Source organism: Streptomyces flavotricini, assembly GCF_020639365.1.
Lineage (GTDB): Bacteria > Actinomycetota > Actinomycetes > Streptomycetales > Streptomycetaceae > Streptomyces > Streptomyces flavotricini.
The window spans coordinates 6973575-6997215 of sequence record NZ_JAINUL010000001.1 but is presented as its reverse complement, the minus strand read 5'-3'; the positions used below and the strand labels follow the sequence as shown (position 1 = coordinate 6997215).

25 protein-coding genes are annotated in these 23641 nt (G+C 70.9%); 6 read left to right on the top strand and 19 right to left on the bottom strand.

Translation table 11 applies throughout. From position 1 onward, the window contains the following. Window positions 1–63: 63 nt before the first annotated feature. From glgX to K7B10_RS31925, 11 genes are all read right to left on the bottom strand, one after another. On the bottom strand, window positions 64–2199 hold the full coding sequence (gene glgX, locus K7B10_RS31975) for a glycogen debranching protein GlgX (protein WP_229341660.1): 2136 nt from the start codon (window positions 2197–2199) through the stop codon (window positions 64–66). Further along, complete coding sequence (locus K7B10_RS31970) at window positions 2196–2558, bottom strand: STAS domain-containing protein (protein WP_229341649.1); 363 nt, start codon at window positions 2556–2558, stop codon at window positions 2196–2198. The genes glgX and K7B10_RS31970 overlap by 4 nt, the downstream gene beginning before the upstream one ends. 37 nt (window positions 2559–2595) lie before the next feature. Further along, a complete protein-coding gene (locus tag K7B10_RS31965) occupies window positions 2596–4425 on the bottom strand; it encodes an AGE family epimerase/isomerase (protein ID WP_229341647.1) in 1830 nt (609 codons plus the stop codon). Window position 4426: 1 nt separating this feature from the next. Next, window positions 4427–4873 carry a VOC family protein gene (locus K7B10_RS31960; protein ID WP_229341645.1) on the bottom strand — a complete coding sequence of 149 codons (447 nt, stop codon included), beginning with the start codon at window positions 4871–4873 and terminating at the stop codon, window positions 4427–4429. After that, window positions 4873–5484, bottom strand: coding sequence for a DJ-1/PfpI family protein (locus K7B10_RS31955; protein WP_229341638.1), 612 nt, complete (start codon window positions 5482–5484; stop codon window positions 4873–4875). Before K7B10_RS31955 ends, K7B10_RS31960 begins: the two co-directional genes overlap by 1 nt. Next, window positions 5477–7090 (bottom strand): GMC family oxidoreductase, encoded by a 1614-nt coding sequence (locus tag K7B10_RS41380; RefSeq protein WP_229341623.1) that lies wholly within the window; start codon window positions 7088–7090, stop codon window positions 5477–5479. Before K7B10_RS41380 ends, K7B10_RS31955 begins: the two co-directional genes overlap by 8 nt. 13 nt (window positions 7091–7103) lie before the next feature. Beyond that, window positions 7104–7475 carry a nuclear transport factor 2 family protein gene (locus tag K7B10_RS31945; protein WP_229341621.1) on the bottom strand — a complete coding sequence of 124 codons (372 nt, stop codon included), beginning with the start codon at window positions 7473–7475 and terminating at the stop codon, window positions 7104–7106. 13 nt (window positions 7476–7488) lie between these two features. Next, entirely contained in the window at window positions 7489–7944 is a 456-nt protein-coding gene (locus tag K7B10_RS31940; RefSeq protein WP_229341618.1) for a nuclear transport factor 2 family protein, read from the bottom strand. Window positions 7945–7978: 34 nt separating this feature from the next. After that, window positions 7979–8410 (bottom strand): nuclear transport factor 2 family protein, encoded by a 432-nt coding sequence (locus tag K7B10_RS31935; RefSeq protein ID WP_229341616.1) that lies wholly within the window; start codon window positions 8408–8410, stop codon window positions 7979–7981. A gap of 66 nt (window positions 8411–8476) precedes the next feature. Beyond that, window positions 8477–10120 carry a thiamine pyrophosphate-binding protein gene (locus K7B10_RS31930; RefSeq protein WP_229341606.1) on the bottom strand — a complete coding sequence of 548 codons (1644 nt, stop codon included), beginning with the start codon at window positions 10118–10120 and terminating at the stop codon, window positions 8477–8479. 8 nt (window positions 10121–10128) lie between these two features. Further along, window positions 10129–10953: a type 1 glutamine amidotransferase domain-containing protein gene (locus K7B10_RS31925; protein WP_229341597.1), complete on the bottom strand. Its 825-nt coding sequence runs from the start codon at window positions 10951–10953 to the stop codon at window positions 10129–10131. 267 nt (window positions 10954–11220) lie between these two features. Between K7B10_RS31925 and K7B10_RS31920 the strand changes: the two genes are divergently transcribed. The 5 genes from K7B10_RS31920 to K7B10_RS41370 all read left to right on the top strand — a co-directional run bounded on the left by K7B10_RS31920 (window position 11221) and on the right by K7B10_RS41370 (window position 14688). Beyond that, window positions 11221–11493 (top strand): UBP-type zinc finger domain-containing protein, encoded by a 273-nt coding sequence (locus K7B10_RS31920; protein WP_229341595.1) that lies wholly within the window; start codon window positions 11221–11223, stop codon window positions 11491–11493. Beyond that, window positions 11490–13223: an FAD-dependent oxidoreductase gene (locus tag K7B10_RS31915; RefSeq protein WP_229341593.1), complete on the top strand. Its 1734-nt coding sequence runs from the start codon at window positions 11490–11492 to the stop codon at window positions 13221–13223. The genes K7B10_RS31920 and K7B10_RS31915 overlap by 4 nt, the downstream gene beginning before the upstream one ends. 54 nt (window positions 13224–13277) lie before the next feature. Next, the gene (abmR, locus tag K7B10_RS31910; protein ID WP_229341591.1) at window positions 13278–13793 is read left to right on the top strand and encodes an ATP-binding transcription factor AbmR; all 516 of its coding nucleotides are present in this window, start codon (window positions 13278–13280) and stop codon (window positions 13791–13793) included. Window positions 13794–13876: 83 nt separating this feature from the next. Continuing rightward, on the top strand, window positions 13877–14212 hold the full coding sequence (locus K7B10_RS41375; protein WP_308284653.1) for a putative quinol monooxygenase: 336 nt from the start codon (window positions 13877–13879) through the stop codon (window positions 14210–14212). Further along, a complete protein-coding gene (locus K7B10_RS41370) occupies window positions 14209–14688 on the top strand; it encodes a group II truncated hemoglobin (protein ID WP_308284652.1) in 480 nt (159 codons plus the stop codon). Before K7B10_RS41375 ends, K7B10_RS41370 begins: the two co-directional genes overlap by 4 nt. A gap of 37 nt (window positions 14689–14725) precedes the next feature. Here K7B10_RS41370 and K7B10_RS31900 read toward each other — a convergent pair whose 3' ends face one another. The 8 genes from K7B10_RS31900 to fmt form a co-directional block, all read right to left on the bottom strand. After that, window positions 14726–15121 carry a barstar family protein gene (locus K7B10_RS31900; protein ID WP_229341589.1) on the bottom strand — a complete coding sequence of 132 codons (396 nt, stop codon included), beginning with the start codon at window positions 15119–15121 and terminating at the stop codon, window positions 14726–14728. After that, window positions 15118–15600: a guanyl-specific ribonuclease gene (locus K7B10_RS31895; protein WP_229341583.1), complete on the bottom strand. Its 483-nt coding sequence runs from the start codon at window positions 15598–15600 to the stop codon at window positions 15118–15120. Before K7B10_RS31895 ends, K7B10_RS31900 begins: the two co-directional genes overlap by 4 nt. 74 nt (window positions 15601–15674) lie before the next feature. After that, entirely contained in the window at window positions 15675–15896 is a 222-nt protein-coding gene (locus tag K7B10_RS31890) for a CarD family transcriptional regulator (RefSeq protein ID WP_030157491.1), read from the bottom strand. A gap of 157 nt (window positions 15897–16053) precedes the next feature. Beyond that, the gene (locus K7B10_RS31885) at window positions 16054–17067 is read right to left on the bottom strand and encodes a sugar-binding transcriptional regulator (RefSeq protein ID WP_030871648.1); all 1014 of its coding nucleotides are present in this window, start codon (window positions 17065–17067) and stop codon (window positions 16054–16056) included. Between the two features lie 124 nt (window positions 17068–17191). Continuing rightward, on the bottom strand, window positions 17192–17878 hold the full coding sequence (rpe, locus tag K7B10_RS31880; protein WP_229341581.1) for a ribulose-phosphate 3-epimerase: 687 nt from the start codon (window positions 17876–17878) through the stop codon (window positions 17192–17194). Between the two features lie 103 nt (window positions 17879–17981). Further along, the gene (locus K7B10_RS31875) at window positions 17982–18887 is read right to left on the bottom strand and encodes an alpha/beta fold hydrolase (RefSeq protein ID WP_229341570.1); all 906 of its coding nucleotides are present in this window, start codon (window positions 18885–18887) and stop codon (window positions 17982–17984) included. A gap of 1353 nt (window positions 18888–20240) precedes the next feature. Next, the gene (locus K7B10_RS31870) at window positions 20241–21701 is read right to left on the bottom strand and encodes an RsmB/NOP family class I SAM-dependent RNA methyltransferase (RefSeq protein WP_229341561.1); all 1461 of its coding nucleotides are present in this window, start codon (window positions 21699–21701) and stop codon (window positions 20241–20243) included. 96 nt (window positions 21702–21797) lie between these two features. Further along, window positions 21798–22742 (bottom strand): methionyl-tRNA formyltransferase, encoded by a 945-nt coding sequence (gene fmt / locus K7B10_RS31865; protein ID WP_229341559.1) that lies wholly within the window; start codon window positions 22740–22742, stop codon window positions 21798–21800. Between the two features lie 308 nt (window positions 22743–23050). Between fmt and K7B10_RS31860 the strand changes: the two genes are divergently transcribed. Continuing rightward, entirely contained in the window at window positions 23051–23572 is a 522-nt protein-coding gene (locus tag K7B10_RS31860) for a hypothetical protein (protein ID WP_229341557.1), read from the top strand. Window positions 23573–23641: the final 69 nt, after the last annotated feature.

The window sequence follows — 23641 nt, the reverse complement described above, 5'->3', positions numbered from 1 at the left end:
TCAGGTCTCCTTCGGCGCTGCGGTTGGAGCGTTCGGTGGGATCGGGAGCGGGTGCGGCCGGGGCTAGAGCTCGGGATCGGGCGTCCGGCCGACCAGGATCACGACCGAGCGCGGACCGATCAGGTACTTCCCGGCGTTCTCCAGCTCGGGCTCGCCGCCCGGGGTGCGGATGTCGTGCGGGGCCTCGGCCCCGGTGTCCGCGAACAGGTGCCAGCTGCGCCCGTGCGGCAGCGCGGGCAGTTCCAGGTCGTGCGCCTCCCAGTGCGAGTTCATGGCCACGTACACCACGTCGTCGTCCCCGGTGCCGCAGCGGGCCACCGCCAGCAGCCGGCTCTCCGCCGACCAGTCGGGCTGCCAGGCGCGCTCGCCGTGCCAGCTGATGTCCGGCAGGCCGAGACTCTCGCGGACCTGGCCGGTGGGGTGGGAGGTGGAGCGCAGTTCGCGGTGGCGACCGCGGAAGGCGATCATCTCCCGGGTGAACCGGAGCAGTTCGGCGTTCTCGTCGACCTGGCTCCAGTCGAACCAGGACAGCTCGTTGTCCTGGCAGTACGTGTTGTTGTTGCCCTGCTGGGTGCGGGCGACCTCGTCGCCCGACAACAGCATCGGGATGCCCTGGCTGGTCATGAGGATGGCCAGGGCGTTCTTCATCTGGCGCGTCCGCAGCCGGTTGATCTCGGGGTCGTCGGTCGGCCCCTCGGCCCCGCAGTTCCAGCTGGCGTTGTCGTTGCCGCCGTCGTTGTTGCCCTCGCCGTTCGCCTCGTTGTGCTTGTCGTTGTACGAGACGAGGTCGGCCAGGGTGAAACCGTCGTGGGCGGTGATGAAGTTGACCGAGGCGGAGGTGCCCCGGGTGGAGTACAGGTCGGGCGAGCCGGCGATCCGGGTGGCCAGCTCTCCGGTCACCCCGGGGTCGCCCTTGAGGAAGCTGCGCACGGTGTCGCGGTACTTCCCGTTCCACTCGGCCCAGCGGCCGTACGCCGGGAAGTTGCCGACCTCGTAGAGACCGCCCGCGTCCCAGGCCTCGGCGATGAGCTTGGTGTGCCGCAGGACGGGGTCGAAGGCGAGCAGCTCCAGCAGCGGCGGGTTGGGCAGCGGCGTGCCGTCCAGGGCCCGGCCGAGGATGGCCGCGAGGTCGAAGCGGAAGCCGTCGATGTGGTAGTCGGCGACCCAGTGGCGCAGGCAGTCGAGCACGAAGTTGCGCACGACGGGGTGGTTGCAGTTGACCGTGTTGCCCGTGCCGCTGAAGTTGAAGTAGTACCCCTCCGGCGTGAGCATGTAGTACGTGGCGTTGTCGAGCCCCTTGAAGGAGATCGTCGGGCCCTGCTCGTTGCCCTCGGCGGTGTGGTTGAAGACGACGTCGAGGATGACCTCGATGCCGGCGGCGTGCAGGTCCTTGATCAGGGTGCGGAACTCGTCGCCCTGCATCCCGTAGCGTCCGGTGGCCGCGTAGCCCGCCTTCGGTGCGAAGAACGAGACGGTGTTGTAACCCCAGTAGTCGAAGAGGTGCTCGCCCGTCTCCGGGTTGGAGCGCATGTTGTCGCTCTCGTCGAACTCGAACACCGGGAGCAGCTCGATGCAGTTGACCCCTAGCTCCTTCAGGTACGGGATCTTCTCCCGCAGCCCCGCGAACGTGCCGGGGGCGGTGACCTGCGAGGAGGGGTGCCGGGTGAAGCCGCGCACGTGGGTCTCGTACACGACGAGGTCCTCGGCGGGCAGCCGCAGCGGCGTGTCGTCGCCCCAGTCGAAGTCCTGGAGGCAGACCCGCGAGCGGTACTGGTAGCCGCGGCTGCGGTCCGGCTCCACGCCCCACACGTCGCGGCCGGAGATCAGCCGGGCGTAGGGGTCGGAGAGGACCTGGCGGGCGTCGAAGCGGTGGCCGGACACCGGGTCGTAGGGGCCGTCGGCCCGGTACCCGTACTCGATGTTCTCGTGGTCGAGGCCGAAGACCGTCATGGCGAAGACGCTGCCGGTGCGGAACTCCTCGGGGAATTCCAGCTCGGCCATCGGCTCGGACTCTCCGCGCTTGAAGATGACCAGGGTCATGGAGCTCGCCTGGTCGGAGAAGACGGAGAAGCTGACCCCGCCGGGGACCACGTTGGCCCCGAAGGGGAACGGTTTGCCGGCGCGGACGCGGTACCCGCCCACTTCGTGGGTCGGGTACGCGTCGACGCGCAGCACCTGCTCGGACCGGGCCTCGCTCATCGCGCGACCGCGGTCTTGGGCGTCGACTTGGCCTTGGACTGCGCGGCCGCCGCCTCGCCCGTCTCGAAGAAGTCGAGGAAGCCGGTGGCCGACATGACGAACCGGACTTCCTCGCTCACCCCGTAGAGGGTGACGGCGACACCGGCGTGCTGGGCCTCGCGGTAGACGACGAGCAGGGTGCGCAGGCCCGCGCTGGACACGTACGTGACGGCCGTGAGGTCGATGCGCAGCGGCCGGCCCTCGCGGACCAGCGGCAGCAGGGACTGCAGCAGCTGGCCGGAGGTCTCACTGTTGATCTCGCCGGTGGCGACGAGGACGGTACCGCCCTTGTTGCGGCGTTCCTTGACGTTCAGAGACATTGCTTTCCCCTCTAGTCGGGGCGCCCCCCGTTGAGCGCTATGAAGTCACCGGGCGCAGCCGGACCTTGACCTTGACCCGCCCCTGGACGTCCGGCAGCCTGACGGTCAGACCGTCCGCGTCGAAGTCCGGGTACGGCTTCTCGTCGATCTCGACGGACGCGATCTGCACGGAGCCGGCGGGCAGCAGGTCGGGAGAGACCCGCAGTACGCGGTCGGGCAGGTTGGTCGGGTCGGGCTTGAAGTGGAAGTCCATTTCCCGCTTGTTGATCAGCAGGTTGTTGTAGACGGCGGACAGGTAGCAGAGCTCCGCCGAGTGGTACATGGACATCGAGTGGCTGCCCTTGAGCCGCTCCGTGCCGAGCAGGTACGGCGTACCGCTGGCGAGCACGTTGAAGTAGACGGCTCCCTCGTCGTGGTCGAGGAAGAACGTGTTGTAGAAGGCCTCCGCCTGCCGGGCCTCGCGCAGGAAGGCGTCTCCGCCGACCGTGCCGTTCAGGATGAGGTAGGCGAGGATCGCCTGCTCCTGCTGCCACCAGGCCTTGCGGTCGTGCCAGGCGAAACGATACGTCTCCTGGCCGTCCTTGCTGACGGACTTGACCCGCTCGACCACGTCGTACCAGCCGCCGCGCTGCACGTCGCTGCCGACGGCCGGCATGATCTCGCCGATCTTCCTGGCGAGGTCCTCGTACGCCGGCTTGGCCTTCAGCGAGTTCATCCGCATCAGGTTCCAGGCGATCTTGAGGTTGTGCCCGACGACCGCGCGGTTCTGCTGCCAGCTGTGCGCGGTGTCGTGCGACCAGTCGCGGAAGAAGCGCTCCTGGACGAACGGGCTGTTCTTGTAGTCCGGGAACTTGTCCGCGATGGTGTCGAAGGTGTACTCGAGGAAGTCGGCGTACCTCTGGTCGCCGGTCGCCAGGTACAGGTTGATCAGGTACGCGGGCGCGTGGTCGCCGACCGAGTTCCAGTTCTTGCGCTCGGCGTTCTCGCCGAGGGACTCGTGGTCCGCGCTGAACAGGATCGGGTCGATGTGCGAGTAGTAGCCGCCCTGCTCCGGGTCCTTGAAGAACTTGTCGAACAGCCGGATGGTGGCGTCCGCGTCGTTCTTGATCCGGATGTCACCGGTGACCCGGTACGTCTGGATCGGGCCGGCCAGCGCGTAGATCTGCTCGTACATCGGGATCGCGTCGTAGTCGTCGGAGAACTCCGAGGTGAACAGCTTGCGCTCGCTGTCCCCGTCGACGCTGATGCCGTGGTACCAGAAGACCACGTCCTCCTCGCTGTCCACGACCCGCATGTGCTTGCGCAGGTATTCGGTGCCGCGCTCGGCGACCTCCAGGTACTCGTCCTTGCCGGTCAGCAGATAGGCCGAGGCCATGCCGTAGACCAGGCGGGAGATCGTGTCGGTCTCCTGGACGTGGCTGGCGGTCTTGTCGCCGCCGAGCCGGATCTCGGTGCGGTACTCGGTGAAGTCCACCGGTCCCTCGCCGAACTGCGCCCGCTTGTAGAAGTCGGCCAGCGACTCGATCTGCTTGACCCACCAGCTGGGCTCCTCGAACCGGTAGTCCTCGGCACCGCGGCCCAGGAAGACCAGGCGCTTGGCGTCGAAACGCCCGCCGGCCTCCGGGTAGTGGACGCCGTAGACGAAGAGGAACCGTCCGGGCGAGAGCATCTCGTCGATGTGCCCGGAGGCGTCGATGTACGGCTCGTCCAGATTGCGGACCAGCTCGGCGCTCGGGTCCCCGGCCAGGGACACGTCGAACTCACGCCCGTCGGAGGTCTTCAGCCGCAGCAGGCGGGACTCGGAGTCGAAGCGGCCGACGTAGCCCGCGATGGTGTCGGAGAAGGAGAAGCTCACGGCGTCCGCCATGTCATGCACCGTCCTTGTCGTGTGAGCGGTCGTCCTCGAATCCCTGGCTGACCTCGACGATCACCCCGTCGGGATCGCGGACCCACACGGTCCGCCAGCCGCAGATGAAGTCGTCGAAGTCCAGTGGCCCCAGGGTCACTTCGGCCGCGTCGCCCAGCTCGGCCAGGAACGCGTCCACGCTGTCGGTCTGGAAGGCCAGGTGGCGCATCCGGCCCGGGGCCTGCGGCCCGTCGTCCTGCGCCGGCCGGGCCGCCGCGGAACCGGCCGCGAAGAGCTCCAGGTACGCGTCCCCCTTGCGCAGGAACACGATCCTGGCCTCCCCGAGGTCGACCACCCGGGCCCGGGTGAAGCCGAAGTACCGCGTGTAGAACTCCTCGGTCGTCTTCTGGTCCGCGCAGTTCAGGCCCACGTGCGACCAGACCATCACGCGCTCCCCGGCGCCGGCCATCAGGCGGCCCCCCGGCCCCGCCCCGCCGCGATCAGTTCGATGATCCGGCGGGCGAAGAGGTGGTGGTGGGCGCCGGTGCGACCGGTGACCAGGTCACCGTCGACCACCACGTCCTCGTTGACGTACTCGGCGCCCATGTTGCGGACGTCGCCGATGAGGTTGTTGTGGCAGACCACCTTGCGGCCCTGGATCTTGTCCGGGATCGAGGCGGCCAGCCACATGCCGTGGCAGATGATCCCCTTCAGGACCGTCGGCTCCTCGAAGGCCCGGCGCAGCAGCTCCGTCGCCGGCGCCAGTACGTCCACGTCCTCGGTGTAGCGCAGCCGGTCGGCCACCATGCCCGAGGGCACGATGATCGCCGCGTACCGGCGCAGCTCCTCGTCGCTCAGCCCCTCCAGGGACTTGTCGGCGGTGAACGGCGCCCGGTACTCGTGTCCGGAGAAGGTGATGGAGTCGTTGCCCCACAGCCGGGTCAGGAAGTCGACCTCGGCGCCCTCCTCGGCGAACCGGTGCCCGTAGTAGAAGATCTCGGGCTCGTAGAAGTCGCTCTCGACCAGGACCGCGATCCGGGTCCCGCTCAGCGCACCCTCGCGCAGTACGGCGTCAGGCACGGGAGGTCCCCCTCAGGAAGTCCGCCGCGCGCTCGGCGATCATCGCGATGGCGGTGTGGCAGTTGCCCGACGGGACGGCGGGCATCACGCTGGCGTCGACGACGCGCAGGTTGCGTACGCCGTGCACCCGCAGCTCGGGGTCGACGACGGAGAGGTCGTCGATGCCCATGCGGCAGGAGCCGGCCTGATGGTGGTAGCTCTCCGACTTCTGCTTCGCGAAGGTCCGCAGGTCCTCGTCGGAGACGAAACCGGGGCCGGGCTGGAGCTCCTGCTTGTACCAGGGGGAGAAGGCCGAGGTCGCGAAGATCTCCCGGGCCAGCTTGATCCCCTGCACCATCCGCTCCAGGTCCCACCGGTCGCCCAGGTAGTTGGGGTTGATCAGCGGGTGGGCCAGCGGATCCGCGCTCGCGAGCCGGATCCAGCCGCGGGAGGCGGGCCGCACGACCCCGGGGAGGATGCTCACCGTGTTCGGGTGGTCCTTCCCGACGATCACGTCGAACGGCACGTGGACGAAGGCGATCTGCAGGTCGGGCGCCGGCAGACCGGGCCGGGACGAGAGGAACAGAGCGCTCTCCGACAGGTTCTGCGCCGGGGGCGGCAGTTCCTGGGTGACCTCGGCCATCAGCCCGGTCAGGACGTGGTTGTGGAAGTTCTCGCCGACCCCGGGCAGCGCCGCGACCGTCCTGATGCCGTGCTCGCGCAGCTGCTCGGGGTTGCCGACGCCGGAGAGCAGCAGCAGCTTCGGCGACTCGATCGCCCCCGCGGCCACGATGACCTCGCGGCGGGCCCGTACGGAGTGGAGTCCGGGATCGCCGGCGGTGCCGTGGGCGTCGCGCACGCTCCGGCCGGGGAACTCGGCGGCCGGTGCGAGCTGCGCGTACTCCACGCCCGTGCAGGTGTCGCCGTCGAAGAGCAGCCGGGTGCTCTGGGCGCTGGTGCGCAGGGTCAGGTTGGAGCGCTGCAGCGCCGGCTCCAGGTAGGCGGCGAGGGTGCCCTGCCGGCGCCCGTCGGCCACGTCGATGTGGTGCCAGCCGGTGCCGAAGAGGCCGCGCCGGGGCCCGTCGGTGTTGAAGTCGGCGATCTCCTGGTGGCCGAGCTCGACGGCCGCGTCGATGAAGGCGCGGGAGACCGGGTTGGGGCCGTGCTGACCGGCGTTGGTGATGCGCTGCGGGCCGCGGGTGCCGGTGGTGGGCGCGGTGGCGTCCTCCTGGCCCTCCAGGAGGGCGAAGTACGGCAGGACGTCCTCGTGGCCCCAGCCGGCGGCGCCCTGGTAGGCCCAGTTGTCGAAGTCCGAGGCGTGGCCCCGGATGTGCATCATGATGTACAGGTTGCTGCTGCCGCCGGGGGCCTTGCCGCGCGGTTCGTACGTACGGCGGCCGTCGAGCCCGGGCTGCGGGACGCTGGTGTAGCCCCAGTCGACGGGCCCGCCGAGCAGCTTGTACCAGGAGGACGGGTCGTCCACCTCGGGCGGGATCCGGTTGCCGCCCGCCTCCAGGACCAGGACGGAAACGTCCGGGTCCTGCGAGAGCCGGTTCGCGAGGACGCTGCCCGCGGTGCCGGATCCCACGATGACGTAGTCGTACTCTTCTCTGTCGGCGTTTCCCACGAGTCGGCCCCCCTCAGCCCTGGCTCAGCACCTGGAAGGGGACGGTGTCGTGGTAGTTCGCCATGTACGTGATCTTTCCGTCCGCGATCCGGAAGAAGTTCATGACCTCGGCCTCGATCGTCTCGCCCGTGGGGCTGACGGCGCTGAGGTGGGAGACGGCCGCGGCCTTCTCCCCGTCGACGAGGAAGTGCACGGGCTCGTTCCGGAAGACGCGGTACATCGTCCCCATGCCCTTCATCATCGAGCGCAGGACCTCCAGGCCCTCGATGTGTCCGGCGAGCTGCTCGTCCATGACCTGGTCGTCGGCGAACAGGTCGCACCAGCGGTCCCAGTCGCCCGCGTTGGCGTACTCGTAGTACTTCTCAAGGATCTGTCGTGCGTCCACAGCGCTCCTCCCCCTATCGGTCGCGGCGGGTTCCGTCGGGCGCGAACGGCGCCCAGAACTGGCTGAAGGCGGTCGCCGAGTCCCCGAAGAGCCCGTCGCGGCCCTCGATGATCCGGCCGTCCCGCCACCGCATGAAGTGGAAGACGGGGTAGTCCATCCGTTCGTACGGGGACTGGCTGGCCTGGTCGGCGCCGTCGCGCAGGGCGACGTTGCGGCAGACGTCGGCGCTGCAGTCCTCGCCGACGAGGACCGCCTGGATGTCCATCCGGAAGGTGCCGCCGGTGAGCTTGTGGGTCTGCCCCATCAGCTCCAGGAAGGCGTCCAGGCTCTCGTACCAGCCGGCCAGCGGGTGACTGCCCGGCACCAGCCAGCGCAGGTCCTCGGAGTAGTACTCGAGGATGCGGGCCCGGTCGCCGGAGCCGAGGGCGGCGTAGGCCGCCTCGACCCGCTCCCGTGTCACTTCGGTCATCGTCGCTTCTCCTTCGACTGCCCCGCGTCCGCGCTCAGAGCGAGCCGGAACCGGGCATCGGGGCCAGGTCGTTGACGGTGTACTGCTTGATCAGCGGGCCGTCGGGACCGGCCACGACCGTCCAGGTCTGGTCGGCGTCGAAGCCGAGCCACTCGCTGCGGGCGGCCGGCGGGTCCCAGATCTTGGCCTGCCAGTTGACCAGCACCCGTACGACGGCGCGGTCGCCCTCGATGACGGGCTCCACCTTCGTGACGGTGTGGACCTCGTCGAAGAAGCGGTGCGTGACCGCCTCGTACCAGCGGCCGAAGCCCTGGTGTCCGAGGAAGGTGTCCTCGGGGACCTTGAACTCCAGGTCCCCCGTGATGAGGGGCAGCACCTGGTCCAGCGGAAGGTGCTGGTCCAGGGCCACGTACCAGTTCTCCGCGAAGGTGCGGATCGCGTCCTCGGTCAGCCGCTCGGCGGGCATGCGGTCTCCTCCTGTCCGTGGTGGTGTGCGGTGCGGTGGATGGCGGCGGTGCGGCGCGGCGGTGCGTCAGATCTGCACGTCGACCAGGAACGGCCCGGGGTGGTCGAGCATCCGGCCCACGGCGGCGACCGCCTCGTCCGGCTTCTCCACCCGCGTCCCCCCGGCGCCGAGCGCCCGCGCCAGCCCGGCGAAGTCGATCTCGGGGTGGGAGAGGTCGAAGGAGCCCGGGAAGCCGTGCTCCGGGATGTCCCGCTCCCGCCAGTACTGGGCGATGTTGTCGTCCAGCAGCCGGTACTTGCGGTTGTTGCAGACCACGAACTTGGCGTCGATGCCGTGCCGGACCGCGGTCCACAGCGCCTGGTACGTGTACATCGACCCGCCGTCGCCCGCGAAGCCGACGACCAGCCGGTCCGGACGGGCCAGCTTGGCGCCGACCGCCCCGGGGAAGCCCACCCCGAGCGAGCCGCCCCGGGTGAGGTGGTAGTCCCCCGGGCGCTCCGGCGGCAGGTACCGGGTCACCAGCGGAGAGGTGGTCAGCGCCTCGTCGAAGACGATCAGGTCCCCGCCGGTGCGCTCGGCCAGGGTCCGCAGGAAGACGGCCATCGGCGTGCCGTCCTGATCGGTGTCCCCGCCCCGGGCGGACAGCGCCCGCTCCCGGGTGCGGGCGTCGAGCCGGGAGGCCGCGGCCGCCCGGCGCTGCGGGCTCAGCCGGCGTTCGAGTACGCCGGCCAGCGCGTGCAGCGCCTGCTTCGGGTCGGCGGCCAGGCCCAGGTCCACCGGGTGGTTCTTGGCGATCTCGTACGCGTTCAGGTCGATGTGGACGACCCTGGCGCCGGCCCTGAAGGGGTTCTCCAGCTCGGGGAACACCTCCGGGAAGACGTAGGTGCCGACGATCAGCACCCCGTCCGCGCCGCCCACGAGCTCCTTGCTGTGCGGGCCGAACATGTGGCCGCTCTGGCCGCGGCGCAGCGGGTGCGAGGCCGCGATGTTCACCTCGGAGGAGTCGACCTCGTACACGTCGGCGCCCAGCAGCTCGGCGACGGCGACGAGTTCGCGCTGGGCCCCGGAGAGCGAGACCCCGTCCCCGACGAGGATCACGGGCCGCTCGGCGGAGGCGAGCAGCTCGGCCGCCCGCCCCACCGAGGCCGGCGAGGGTGCCACGTCCGTGAGCGGAACCGCGGCGGGCAGGACGGGCTCGGAGTTCAGCTCGTCCAGCACGTCCATCGGCAGCGCCACGAAGACGGGGCCGCGCGGCGGGGTCAGGGCGATCTTGACCGCCCGCCGGATGGTGCGCAGTACGGAGTGCCGGTCGGTGACCCGGGTCGCGTACTTCGTCACCGGCTTCGCCATCGCCACCAGGTCGGAAGCCATCTGGGCGTCCATGGCGTCGTAGCGGACCCCTGCGTCTCCGGCGACCACGACGAGCGGGGTGTGGCCGCGCAGCGACTGGTAGAGCATCCCGATGCCGTTGCCCAGCCCGACCCCGGAGTGCAGCTGGAGCAGGGCCGCGCCGCCGGTGGCCCGGGCGTAGCCGTCGGCGATCCCGGCGGCCACGGTCTCCTGGAGGGCGAGGACGTAATGGAAATCCTCCGCCGCGTCCACCGCGTCGAGGAATCCCTGTTCCACCGTCCCCGGATTTCCGAACATCACATTCAGGCCGTCGGCCTTGAACTGCTCGATCAGCCTTTCCCGTCCGGGAGTGGCTTCCATGATTCCCCCTACCACCCGTAACGGGTGAGACCGTCCTCCAGGACTTCCACGATCTTCTGCCCCGTCAGATATGAATCAGGGGTGGAACGGCCGGTGACGAACGGGTAGTCGACGATCACCGAGAGCGGGTGGCCGAAATTCCCGTGATATGCGCCGCGCGGCCCGGTGGCATCGCGCAGGATGTACTCCAGCGGGTACGGCGGCGGGCCCATGTTGAAGTCGGTACCGAGGAATCCGGTGCCGTCCTTGTAGTCGTACTCCTTGCAGTGGCCGGTCACGTGCTTGCCCCAGATGATGCTCTTGCGGTCGCCCCAGTCGCGGGCGAAGGCCAGGCAGGACACCCCGTAGCACTCGGCGGCCACGACCTTGCCGGCGTTCTTGAAGGCCAGGATCAGCGCGTGGACGCGCTCGTTGTTGGCGAGGTCGACGATGGGACCGCTGCCGCCGACGATGAGGAGCGCGTCGTAGCCGGCGATGTCGGCTTCCAGCTTCTCCAGATCGCGGTGGTACTGCTCCAGCTTGCGCAGGTAGCCCGCGTCGCTCGTGTACGGGCGCTCCGGTGCCCACGCCTCGATGTCGAGCGGCGTGTCCAGCCGGCTCGACTGCTCGAACTCCCGCCCCAGCCGGGCGTTCTCCTCGGTGGTGACCGAGCGTCCCAGTGGAGGGTCGATGAAGTTCGCGTCGAGGCTCGGCGGAAGAGCGTGCGCACGCTTTCCGGTCGGCGTGGCGAATACGACTTCGTAGCCCCGCTCGTCGAACTTCGAAACGGGGCCTATCAGTTCTTCGGCCCAGTAACCGTGTTCGGAGACAATGACCAGAATCTTTCTGCTCACGGATTCCTCCAGGCGCCGCCTGTTGTCGTTGGCCTGACCCACACTGCTTGCGCCCGGGGGCTGCGTCAAAGCGCCCGTATGCGACTTCATGAGGTGGGAGGGCAGGTCGCGGGGGCACCTCAGGTAGTCGCTTCCGGAGGTCATGAAGTAGCCGCGAGACTTCATGACCTCGGCCGAATCACTGAACCATTACGGGGGCACCGCCCTATGGTCTGGACGCGCCGCGAATCACGGGTGCGCGAAGGATCGAGGAGAGGGACGGGGACGATGACGACGGACCTGTTGTGCACACACACCGATCAGATACGTCCGGTGAAACCAGGTACCGAGGGCTGCGAGGAGTGCCTCGCCCTCGGCGACGACTGGGTGCACCTGAGGATGTGCCTCAGCTGCGGGCACGTCGGATGCTGCGACTCCTCCAAGAACCGCCACGCCACCAAGCACTACCGCGCCACCGAGCACCCCATCGCCGCCTCGCACGAGCCGGGCGAGGCGTGGGCCTGGTGCTACGCGGACAAGCTGATGCTGGACGCGGCATGAGTGCGGCCCCGGAGAGCGCCACCGCTCCCGCCACTGCCGTCGCCGCGGGGGCCGCGGCGGAGCGCGCCGAGAGCCGCAAGCCCGTCATCCTGGCCGTGGACGACGATCCGCAGGTGCTGCGGGCCGTCCGCCGCGACCTGCGCAGCGCCTACGGCGACCGCTACCGGGTGCTCGGCGCGTCCTCCGCCGCCGACGCCCTCAAGATCCTGGACTCCCTCGACGAGCGCGGCCACGATCCGGCGCTGTTCCTCGTGGACCAGCGCATGCCCGACGTGACCGGCGTGGAGTTCCTGCTGGAGGCCGTCAGCCGCTTCCCGGACGCCCGCCGCGTGCTGCTGACGGCGTACGCGGAGACGGACGCGGCGATCACCGCGATCAACCGGGTCCGGCTGGACTACTACCTCCTCAAGCCCTGGGACCCGCCGCACGAGCGGCTCTTCCCGGTCCTGGACGACCTGCTCTCCGACTGGCTGGCCACCTACCGCCCCGCCTACGACGGCATCATCGTCGCGGGGCACCTCGTCTCCCCCGGCACGCACGCCGTCCGGGACTTCTTCACCCGCAACGGCCAGCCGTTCCGCTTCCTGAACGTGGAGCGGGACCCGGAGGCGCTGACCCTGATCGCCGCCCAGCCCGACGCGGCGCTGCCCCTCGTGCGCTTCCCGGACGGAGCGGTGCTCTCCGCGCCGTCCGACACCGCGCTCGCCCAGCGCCTCGGGCTGGCCACCACCGCCTCGCGCCCGCACTACGAGTGCGTCATCGTCGGAGCGGGCCCGGCGGGCCTGGCGGCCGGGGTCTACTCGGCCTCCGAGGGCCTCTCCACGCTGATGCTGGACTCCCGCGCCCCGGGCGGCCAGGCGGGCACCTCCAGCCTGATCGAGAACTACCTGGGCTTCCCCTCGGGCCTCTCCGGCGGCGACCTGACCCGCCGCGCCACCATCCAGGCCTCCCGCTTCGGCGCCGAGATCCTGCACCCGGTGGAGGTGGTCTCGCTGACCCGGGACGACCCGGCGAAGATCCTTACCCTGGCCGACGGCACGGAGATCAGCGCCGAGACGGTGCTGCTGGCCACCGGGGTCTCGTACAACCGGCTGGAGGCCCCGGGCGCGGACCGCTTCGAGGGCGCGGGGCTCTACTACGGCGCGGCGACGACGGAGAGCTCGGCGTGCATCTCCCAGCACGTGTTCATCGTGGGCGGCGCGAACTCGGCCGGCCAGGCGGCGGTGCACTTCGCCAAGTACGCGGCCAGGGTGACCATCCTGGTCCGCGCCGAGTCCCTGGACGCGAGCATGTCCCGCTACCTGATCGACGAGATCGACCGCACCCCGAACATCGAGGTCAGGGTCCGTACGACGGTGGTCCGGCTGGACGGCGACGATCACCTGGAGCAGCTGACCCTCCACGACGCGACGACGGGCGAGGACACGCCCGTCCCGGCGCGGTTCATGTTCACCTTCATCGGCGCCCGCCCGCACACCGACTGGCTCTCGGGCGTGGTCGAGCGCGACGAGTACGGCTTCGTGCTCACCGGGTCCGACCTGATCGCCAACGGCGGGGAGCTCCCGGCGGAGTGGAGCCTGGAGCGTGCCCCGTACCCGCTGGAGACGAGCGTCCCCGGCGTCTTCGCGGCCGGCGACGTCCGGGCCCACTCGGTCAAGCGCGTGGCCTCGGGGGTGGGCGAGGGGGCCATGGCGGTCTCACTGATCCACCGCTACCGCTCGATGGGCTGAGAGCGAACACGAATCGCTTGCGATCACGATCCCCTCGGATGCAACGTTGATTACATGATTACATCCGAGCAGAGCGAGCAGCTTCGCACGTGGTTCGCGGACCGCCTTCCGGTGGACGTCTACGAGTCCCTGGTCGACGTCTCGGTCGACCGCGAGGAGATCACGGTCGTCGGCACCATCCCGGCGGCCGAGTCCGTCAAGGAGTTCCGCGAGCGCACCCGCGAACAGCGCATCGAGGTCGCGCGGGAGGCGGAGGAGCTCTACCGCCGCAAGGTCGCCTGGGCCGTCCAGTCCGGTGACGACCGCGTCCTGTTCACGCACCTGGCCGTCCCGGTCATGACGCGCCTGCGCCAGCCGGAGCGCAAGGTGCTCGACACCCTGGTGGCGGGCGGCGTCGCCCGCAGCCGGGCCGACGCCCTCGCCTGGTGCGTCCGCCTCGTCGGCCGCAACACGGACGAGTGGCTGACCGAGCTCCGCGACTCGCTGGCCAAGGTCCACCAGGTCCGCGCGGCGGGCCCCGACGTCGCGGACGCGTCCGACTCGGACTCCCAGAAGTCTGCGTCGGAATGACGAAACCCCTCCCCACCGGGGCATGATCACGCAAGTCTGACAGCGAGCCGACCGGCACCCGATCACAGGGAGAGGCACGCCCCATGACCACCACCGTCGAATACATCCGCTACCGGATCGCATTGGACGACCAGCAGGCTTTCGAGGACTCGTACCGGCAGGCCGCGGAGGCCCTGGCCGCGTCACCCGAGTGCATCGACTACGAGCTGGCCCGCTGCGAGGAGGAGAACGACCGGGAGCACTACATCCTGCGCATCCGCTGGACGTCGGTCGACGCCCACCTCAACGGATTCCGCAAGGGCGAGCACTTCCCGGCGTTCTTCAGCGCGATCCGCCCGTACGTGAAGGCCATCGAGGAGATGCAGCACTACCGCGTCACCGAAGTGGCCGGCCCCGGAAAGGCCGCACCCCAGTCATGAGCACCACACCCGGCACCACCCCCACCATCTACGAGTGGATGGGCGGAGCGGAGGCGATGAACCGCCTCACGGACGCCTTCTACGCGCACGCCCTGCAGGACGAGATCCTGGCACCGGTCTTCGCGGGCATGGACTCGGCGCACCCCCGGCACGTCGCCGTCTGGCTGTCGGAGGTCTTCGGCGGCCCGGCGGAGTACACGGCCCACCACGGCGGCCACCAGCACATGGCCACCAAACACCTGGGCCGCGGCATCACCGAGAAGCAGCGCCGCCGCTGGGTGGACCTGCTGATGGACACGGCGGACGAGGTCGGCCTCCCGACGGACCCCGAATTCCGCGCGGTGTTCACGTACTACATCGAGTGGGGCACCCGCATGGCCCTGATCTACTCGGGCCCCAACCCCCCACCGGTGGACGCGGCGAAGATCCCGGTCTGGTCCTGGGGCCAAACGCCGCCGTGGATCCCGAAGGGCTGAGTCGGCGGGGGTGGGGGCGAGCCCCCCGCCCCCACGGTCACGTCCGGTCCGCCGGCCGGTCCGGACCGGCCGGCGGCTCGGCGAGCAGCACCGTCAACTCGCCCGCACCGCCGTCGCGCCAGAAGTCGACGGCCTCCTCCAGGATCTCCTGCAGGGTCTCCCAGTCGGCCGGCCTCGCGCCCGCGTAGGACCGCCAGGACGTCACCACCAGCAGTCTCCCCGGCGCCTGCGGCAGCCAGGACAGGTCGATCAGCGCATCGGCCAACGCGTCCCAGTTCCCGCCGAACCACGACGGCACCCGGAGCGCCGCTCCCCACCGCCGCATCAGCTCGGCCTTGCCGCGCACCCCGGCCAGGTCCACCCGGAGCGTCGTCCAGCCCGCCTCCTCGGCAGCGGCCAGCGCGGGCCCGAGCGGCCGCGGGTCCAGGGTCATCGCAGGACCGCCTTGAAGGTCTCGTAGTGGTCGTCCGTGTAGTAGAACTCCCCACCCTCACCGGTCACGATCCGCCGCGCCCCGCGGTCGCGCTCCCCCGGCGTCTTCACCGTGTACTCGTGGTAGTACCCGCGCTTCTGCTTCGGCAGGACCTTCTCGAAGTTCCCGAACACGGTCCCGTCCTGCCGGTAGGCGTACGGACCGCCCTTGTCGATGAGCACGAGCACGTCCCGCGCCTGCGCCGGCAGCGCGTCCACCCGTACGGTCGCGATCCCCTTGGCCCAGCCGGGCGGCGACGCGGAAGATCCGGGGCCCGGTACGGAAGCGGCGGCCGATGGCGCACCCGATGCCGCCGCGGAAGCGGACGGCGGCGCGTCGCTCTGCCCACCGCACCCCGCCACGCCGGCCAGCGCAGCGCAAAGGAACAGCGCCCCCACCACGCAACGCAGCAACGACCGGGGCACGTCCCTGAAGATCATGCACCGATCGTGCCAAATATCCGATTCGCTCGCGAATCGCCTGCCCGGTAAAGGCAACCGGGACGGCGACGACCTCAGAGCGCGGACATCTTGGTGTAAGGGCTCAGAATTCTCTTCTGGACCGACCCGAAGTCGACCAGGACAGCGATCCCCTCCTCGATACCGACGACACGGCCGAGGCCGTGCTCATCGTGAGAGACCCGGTCGCCGACGCTGAACTGCCGGAGCGGCGGTTCCACGGGGGCCTTGAACGGGCTGGACGGCAAATGGCGGCGAGGTACTGCTGACTTTGTCATTGAGACCAGTATGCGCCCCGCAGGCCCCCGCACGGGCCGCCGTTCGGATCTCAATTACGGCACCATCCACCCCGCGGACCGCGCCCGCCCCGGACGCGGCCAGGCCAGAGCTGCGGCGCGGGGGTGCCGCGAACGATCCGCAAAGAAATCGCGGGACTCAGTCGTCCGGGTCGGCCCGGTCCAGCGCCGGCCGCAGCCCCGGCTCCGACTCGGTCAGCAGGTAGTCCGCGACCGCCGTGTCGGTGACCAGGCTGGTCACGAGCCCGGACCGGAGCACCGCCCCGATCGCGGACGCCTTGCGCAGCCCGCCCGCGATGGCCACGACCTCGGGGATCCGCCGCAGCCGGTCCGCCTCGACGGTGATGCAGCGCTCACCGAGGTCCCGCCCGACGCGCCGCCCCTCGGAGTCGAACAGGTGGGCGGACATCTCGGCCGCGACACCGAGCGAAGCGTAGTGCGCGCGCTCCTCGTCCGTCAGCATGTCGTGGACGGTCGAGATCCCCGGCTCCCACGACCCGATCGAGACCGCGGCGACCGTCACCTTGTCGAAGTACTCGAAGGCCCGGGCGATGCCCGTCTGACTCCGCAGCGCGGCCGCGGTCGCCGGATCGGGGAGCAGCATCGGCGCGTAGATCGGGTGCGCGTCGCCGCCCGAGACCTGGGCGGCCCGCCGCACGGCCTCCACGGACCCGCGCTCGGCCGTACCGGCGTCGTACACCCCCGTCAGCTGCACCACGGTGCACTGCGGCAGCCGGTGCAGGGAGGCGGCCATGTGGATGGTCGACCGCCCCCACGCGAGGCCCAGTACGTCGCCCTCGTTGACGAGCTCGCCGAGCAGGTCGGCCGCGACCGCGCCCAGGTTCTCGGGATCCGGCGCGTCCTCGGTCGCGTCGGCCGGGGACTCGACCACCACCGCGTGCCGGAGCCCGTACCGGGCCCGCAGCGCGTCGGACCGCTCGGCGTCGAGCTCTGCGGGCACCCGGATCTCGATGCGTACGAGGTCGCGCTCGAGGGCGGTCTCCAGGACCCGGGCCACCTTGAAGCGGCTCACGCCGAACTCCTCGGCGATCTGGATCTTGGACTTGCCCTCCAGGTAGAAGCGGCGGGCCATGGCCGCCGCCTGCACCAGCTCCGCGGGTCCCATCCGCAGGGCTGACCGTCCCGCCGACATTGCAGACACCGCGTTCTCCTCACTGCTGTTCACACTCTCGACTCGCCGTTCATCCTGTCAGATCCGGCGGCCGTTGATCAGCCTGGACGGCTCCCGTTCACCGAGCCGTCCATCAACTCTCGCTTCAGTGGTCGCAAGCCCAGGGCGCAGCGGCGATCGCCACGTCCGCCTGCTCCCGCAGGGTACGTACGGCCGCGGACGGGTCGACCGCCCCGTAGACGGCGCTTCCCGCGACGAACACGTCGGCGCCGGCCTCGGCGCACCGCTCGACGGTCGTGGCCGAAACCCCGCCGTCGACCTGGAGCCACAGCTCAAGGCCGTGCTTGGCGATGAGCTCCCGGGTGCGGCGGATCTTGGGGAGCATGATGTCGAGAAAGGGCTGGCCGCCGAAGCCGGGCTCGACCGTCATGATCAGCAGCATGTCGAGCTCGGGGAGGATGTCCTCGTACTGCTCGATGGGCGTGGCGGGCTTCAGGGCCATGGACGCCCGCGCACCCTTGGCCCGGATCTCCCGCGCGAGCCGCACGGGCGCGGCGGCGGCCTCGGCGTGGAAGGTGACCGATCCGGCGCCGGCCTCGACGTACTGCGGGGCCCAGCGGTCCGGGTTCTCGATCATGAGGTGCAGATCGAGCGGGATGTCCGTGGCGCGGCTCAGGGATTCCACGACGGGCATACCGAGGGTGAGGTTCGGGACGAAATGGTTGTCCATGACATCGACATGCAGCCAGTCGGCCCCCTCGACGGCCTTCGCCTCCTCGGCGAGTCGGGCGAAGTCGGCGGACAGGATGCTGGGATAAATCTGAGCGGCCATGCCCCAAGCCTGCCATGCCGTGGCGCAGTTCCGGCCACGACCCCGGAACTGAAGATGGTCGTAGCAGTGCTTAATGGAGACCTGAAGGTCGATTAAGACATTCTTATGGATGGGGATCCGCTGAGGTGTGTTCGAGGATCGCGGGGACGATCGCGTCCCGGTCGGCCCGCTCGACCCCGTGACCGGCGTCCTGCAGGACCAGGAGCCGCGCCCCGGGGATCTCCTGCGCGAGTGCCTCTCCGTGCGGCAGCGGGAACATCGGGTCGGCGGTCCCGTGGATCACGAGCGTGGGCACGGCGATGGAGGACAGGGGCGCGGGCGAGGGGTCGCCGTCGGGGAGCAGGTCGTGGTTGCGGGCCGCGGCGAAGTCGTGCGCGCGCCGGATGTCGCGCCGGACGAGGCTGCGGACGGCGGCCTCGTCGAACGGACGCCGACCGCCGGCGAGCAGCCGGGCGAAGTCGACCTGGTGCTCGACCACGGAGTCGGCGTCCGACCGGTCGGCGTGCGTGGTGGTCTGCGCGGTGGTCTGCGAGGTGGTCTGCGCGGTGGTCTGCGAGGTGGAGACGAACCGCAGGAACTCCGCGGTGGGCGGCGGGAGCACCCGTCCGCCGCCGGATACGGCCGAGGTCGTGCTGATCAGTACGAGCGAGAGGACGCGGGCGGCATGGTCGAGCGCGAAGCGCTGCGCGAGCGCCCCTCCGGCGGAGACCCCCACGACGTGCGCGGCGGGGACGCCGTACGCATCGAGCACCCGGGCGGCGTCACCGGCCAGATCGGCGCCGGTGTACTCGGGACGCCCCGGCTCGTACGTGAGGGACCGGCCGGTGTCACGGTGGTCGTACCGGATCACGAAGCGCCCGCCTCCGGCGAGCGCCCGACAGAAGCCCTCGTCCCACCAGAGCATCGAAGCCCCGGCCCCCATGACGAGCAGAACGGCGGGATGCCCCGGATCCCCGAAGGACTCGGTACAGAGCCTGATCCCGCCCTCCTCGATCACCCGCTCGACCATGGCCGCGGGCTCCTCTCCGTCTCCGTCTACGCCTACGCCTACGCCTACGCCTCCCACCATGGTGCGCTCGGGAGGGGGCGGGCGGGGCGGGGGCTCCGGGCGGGCGGGGTCGGGATGGTGTTCGGGGGCGTCCCGTCAGTCCACTGTCCTTCCGTGTCGGGTCGGTCCGTCAAGGGCGCTCCCTGCGGTCGCGTCGCTTCGCGATGTCGCTGCGCTCCACCCTTGACCGACCGCCCCGCCCCGGAATGCCATAAGACTGCCGGGAAGCCCCCGAAGGAATGGCCGGGAGGTTCATGTCCAGGGACGGGCCCTCAGCGATGCCGACCGGCGGTCTCGGCCGGCCCTGTTCCCGTCCCCGACTCGCCGAGCCCGGCCGGGACGGGCGCGCGGGCAAACCAGGCCTCCAGGAGGGCCTCACAGGCTGCCTTTCCGGACCGCGGCAGGCCAACCCGCACCAGACAGCGATGAGATGCCCATCCAGTCCCGGTCGGGCGGGATGCGCCCCGGATCGCTACGCGCTCCTCACGGCATGGCGTCCGGCGACCGTCTGGGGCTGGACATAAGCCGCCCACACACCAGGTGTGAAAGGTCTTGTCGGCGGCTGCACGCCGCCGGAGGACGCCAAAAGACGTTCACGGGCGGCTTTCCGGGCGCCTGCAGACCGTCTGACGACGGAAAAGGGGCGAGATGAGGGCGAGAGGGAGTCTGATGCCGGATCTCTCAACCTCCCACTCCGGCAAGGCGGTTCACGGGTTCCGATCGGTCACCAAAAGGGACAAGCGGGCCGCAGGCGCCCCATCGGAGGGGTTGGTGCCGGCCATGGGCGGCTTATGTCCAGCCCCAGACGGCCGTCGGACGCTGAGACGTGAGGAGCGCGTAGCGATCCGGGGCGAACGGGCGGGGGATGGTCATCTCACCGCTGTCCGGCGCGGGTTGACCTGCCGAGGTGCGGAATGACCGGCCATGACGCCCTCTCGGCGTGCTGATGCACAGGAGACGCCGATCGGCATCGCTGAGGGCCCGTCCCTGGACATGAACCTCCCGGCCATTCCTTCGGGGGCTTCCCGGCAGTCTTATGGCATTCCGGGGCGGGGCGGTCGGTCAAGGGGGGCCGAAGGCCATCGCGAAGCGACGCGACCGAAGGGAGCGCCCTTGACGGACCGACCCGACACGGAAGGACAGTGGACTGACGGGACGCCCCCGAACACCACCCCGACCCCGAGCCCATGAGTCCCGCCCCCGAAGCCCCCGCCCCGGCCCGCCCGACCCCGCAACCACACCGCCGGTGGCGGTGACCCACCAGCCTCCGTGACCCGCCGAGTACCGGCGCACCGGCCCCCGAAGCGCGCCCCGCTACCCCGTGCGCCGGATCAGCGCCAGGTACATCGCGTCCGTCCCGTGCAGGTGCGGCCACAGCTGTACGTCCGGGCCGTCGCCCAGGGCCGGGACACCCGCCATGTACGGCCTGGCGTCGATCAGTTCTGCGTCCACCGGCGAGGCGCCCGCGCCGCGGCCGCGCAGGACGTCGTCCACGACGACCCGGGTCTCGGCCAGGTGCGGCGAGCACGTCGCGTAGCCCACGACCCCGCCCACCCGGACCGCCGACAGGGCCTCCCGCAGCAGTGCGCGCTGGAGCGGGGCGAAGCCCTCCAGGTCCTCCGGGCGGCGGCGCCACCTGGCCTCCGGGCGGCGGCGCAGCGCGCCCAGCCCGGAGCAGGGGACGTCCATCAGGACCCGGTCGAAGGAGCCCGGCCGCCACGGCGGCCGGGTGCCGTCGGCCGCGATGACCTGGTACGGGCCCGGGTTGCCGGCCAGGGCTCGCTCCACGAGCCGCGCCCGGTGCGGCTGCTTCTCGGAGGCCAGCAGGAACGCCCCGCGCTGCGCCGCCAGGGCGCCCAGCAGGGCCGCCTTTCCGCCGGGTCCCGCGCACCCGTCCAGCCAGCGCTCGTCGCGGCCCTCGACGGGTGCGGCCGCGAGGGCCATCGCCACCAGCTGGCTGCCCTCGTCCTGGACGCCCGCGCGTCCGTCGCGCACCGCTTCCAGCGCGCCCGGCTCGCCGCCCTCGGCCATCCGGACGGCGTACGGCGACCAACGCCCCGGCAGCGCCGAGTCCTCGCCGACCGCCTCCACCAGCTCATCCGTCGTGGACCGTCCGGGCCGCGCCACCAGCGTGACCTCGGGCCGCTCGTTGTCTGCTTCGAGGAGGTCCTCGATGCCGGCCCGGCCGCCGCCGAGGGCGTCCCACAGGGCACTGACGACCCACCTCGGGTGCGAGTGGTACACCGCCAGGTGTTCCTCGGCGTCCTCCTCGTACGGCGGGGCGACGATCTCCAGCCAGCCGTCCAGGTCGTGCGCGGCGATCTTGCGCAGCACGGCGTTCACGAACTTGGCGCGCCCGTCCCCGAGCACCACCCGGGCCAGTTCCACGCTGGCCGAGACCGCCGCGTGCGTGGGGATCCGGGTCCCCAGCAGCTGGTGGGCGCCGAGCGAGAGCACGTCCAGCACCGGCGGGTCCACCTCCCGCAGCGGCCGGTCGATGCAGGCCTTGATGACCGCGTCGTACGTGCCCTGCCGGCGCAGCGTCCCGTACACGAGCTCGGTGGCCAGCGCCGCGTCCCGCGCCTCGAAGCCCTCCGTCTGGCGGGCCTTGCGCAGCAGCGGGGGCAGGACGAGGTTCGCGTAGGCGTCGCGCTCGTCCACCGCCCGCAGCGCCTCGAAGGCCAGCATCCGGACGGGGTCCTTCTTGGGGCGGCGGTACGGCTTGGCCTGCCGCTGGCCTGCGGCGCTGCGCGGGGGACGGGACTGATCGCTCACGTGAAAGGTGCTCCGGGTTTACGGGTCGTACGAGGTACGGCGTTTGCGGGTGTGCGGGGTGCGGCCGGGTCGCCGGGGCTGGACCGCCGGTACGGATCAGCCTACGTCGGTGGCGCCGACGCGCTCGCCGGGAGCGATGCGCACCCCGCGCGCCCAGTCCGCGCCGCGCATGGGCTTCTTGCCCTGGGGCTGCACCCAGAGCAGCTCCACGGCGTGCGAGCCGGTACCGACGTACACGTTGTTCTTGGCTGCGGCGAGCTCGCCGGGCGTCAGGTCCGTGCGGTCGGTGACCAGGCCGACGGAGATCAGCTTGAGCCGCTCCCCGCGGAAGACGGTCCACGCGCCGGGTGCGGGCGTGCAGCCGCGCACGAGGCGGTCGGCGCGCATCGCCGGGGCGCGCCAGTCGATGCGGGCGTCCTCGACGGTGATCTTGGGGGCGAGCGAGACGCCGTCGGCGGACTGCCCGACGGCGCGCAGCGTTCCGTCCTCGATGCCGTCCATGGTGGCGGCCAGCAGGCCGGAGCCGGCGAAGGCGAGCCGGGTCAGCAGGTCGCCGCTGGTGTCGGTGGGGCGGATCTCCTCGGTCAGGTGCCCGTAGACGGGCCCGGTGTCCAGGCCCTCCTCGATGAGGAACGTGGAGGCGCCGGTGACCTGGTCGCCCGCCATGATCGAGTGCTGGACGGGGGCGGCCCCGCGCCACGCGGGCAGCAGCGAGAAGTGCAGGTTGACCCAGCCGTGCCGGGGGATCTCCAGGGCGCTCTTGGGGATCAGCGCGCCGTACGCGACGACCGGGCAGCAGTCCGGGGCGATCTCGCGCAGCCGGGCCTGGAACTCCGGGTCGCGGGGGCGGGCGGGCTTGAGGATCTCGATGCCGGCCTCCGCAGCGCGCTCGGCGACCGGGCTGGCGACGAGCCGGCGGCCGCGGCCGGCCGGTGCGTCGGGCCGGGTGACGACGGCGGCGACCTCGTGCCGCCCGGAGGCGATGAGGGCGTCCAGGGCGGGCACGGCGACCTCGGGGGTGCCTGCGAAGACGAGCTTCACTGGGTCCTACCTCGCTATCTCGGCTGTCAGCAGCGCACCAGTCTATGTTCCCGGCGCCGTTGGGGCCGCCCGGCCCGGTAGGCGGGCATCCCAGGGGCCCGTGCCGGGCTGCCGCGTGGGCCCGGACACCCCGTCAGGGGGCGTACGCACACACGCGCGCCTCTCGCATATGCCGACACGCCCCCGGTGCGTGACTTCAGTGCCGTTTGGCGCGTTGGTCAAGAGAGATTGACCGAAACCGGGCCGCGCGATGAGATCGGTGTCTGCGGCCCGATCCGCTCTTCAGCACCGGTTCGAGAGGCTTCTTCATGGCCGACCACGCCACCCACGACGCCCAAGCACGGGCCAGCCTGCATCTCCTGGTGCGGGACATCGAGCGGGTTCGCCGGCAGGTGGATGCTCTGCGTACGCTCACCGCCCAGCTCGGCAACGTGTACCGCCCGCGCCGCTCCGGTCCTTCCACGGGCTTCGTCGTCTATGGCCGGGCCCCCGCGCCCACCGTCCGTCTCGCGCAGGAGCTGCGGGACAGCGTCGAGACGCTGGTGACCGCAGCGGTGGACTTCGACCGCTCGCTCGGCTTCTCGTGGGACGCGGTGGGTTCCGCGCTCGGCGTCACCAAGCAGGCCGTGCACCGGCGGTACGGGGCCCGGCGGGCCCAGGCCGCGGAGTCCGCGGAGCCGCTGGCCGAGGGCACGACCACCCGGACCCTCGGGCCGCTGCCCACGGTCCCGGCGGCCCGCTCGGTGCCGCCGCAGCCGCTGCGCGAGGAGCCCCAGGCCGCGGTCCCGTCCCGCTCCGCGGCCGCCTTCCCGGGGCCCCGCAACGGCTGACCCGTCGCGGGTGATCCTTGCCGGGTGATCCCTGCCGGGTGATCCGCAACGGCTGATCCGCTGCCGGCC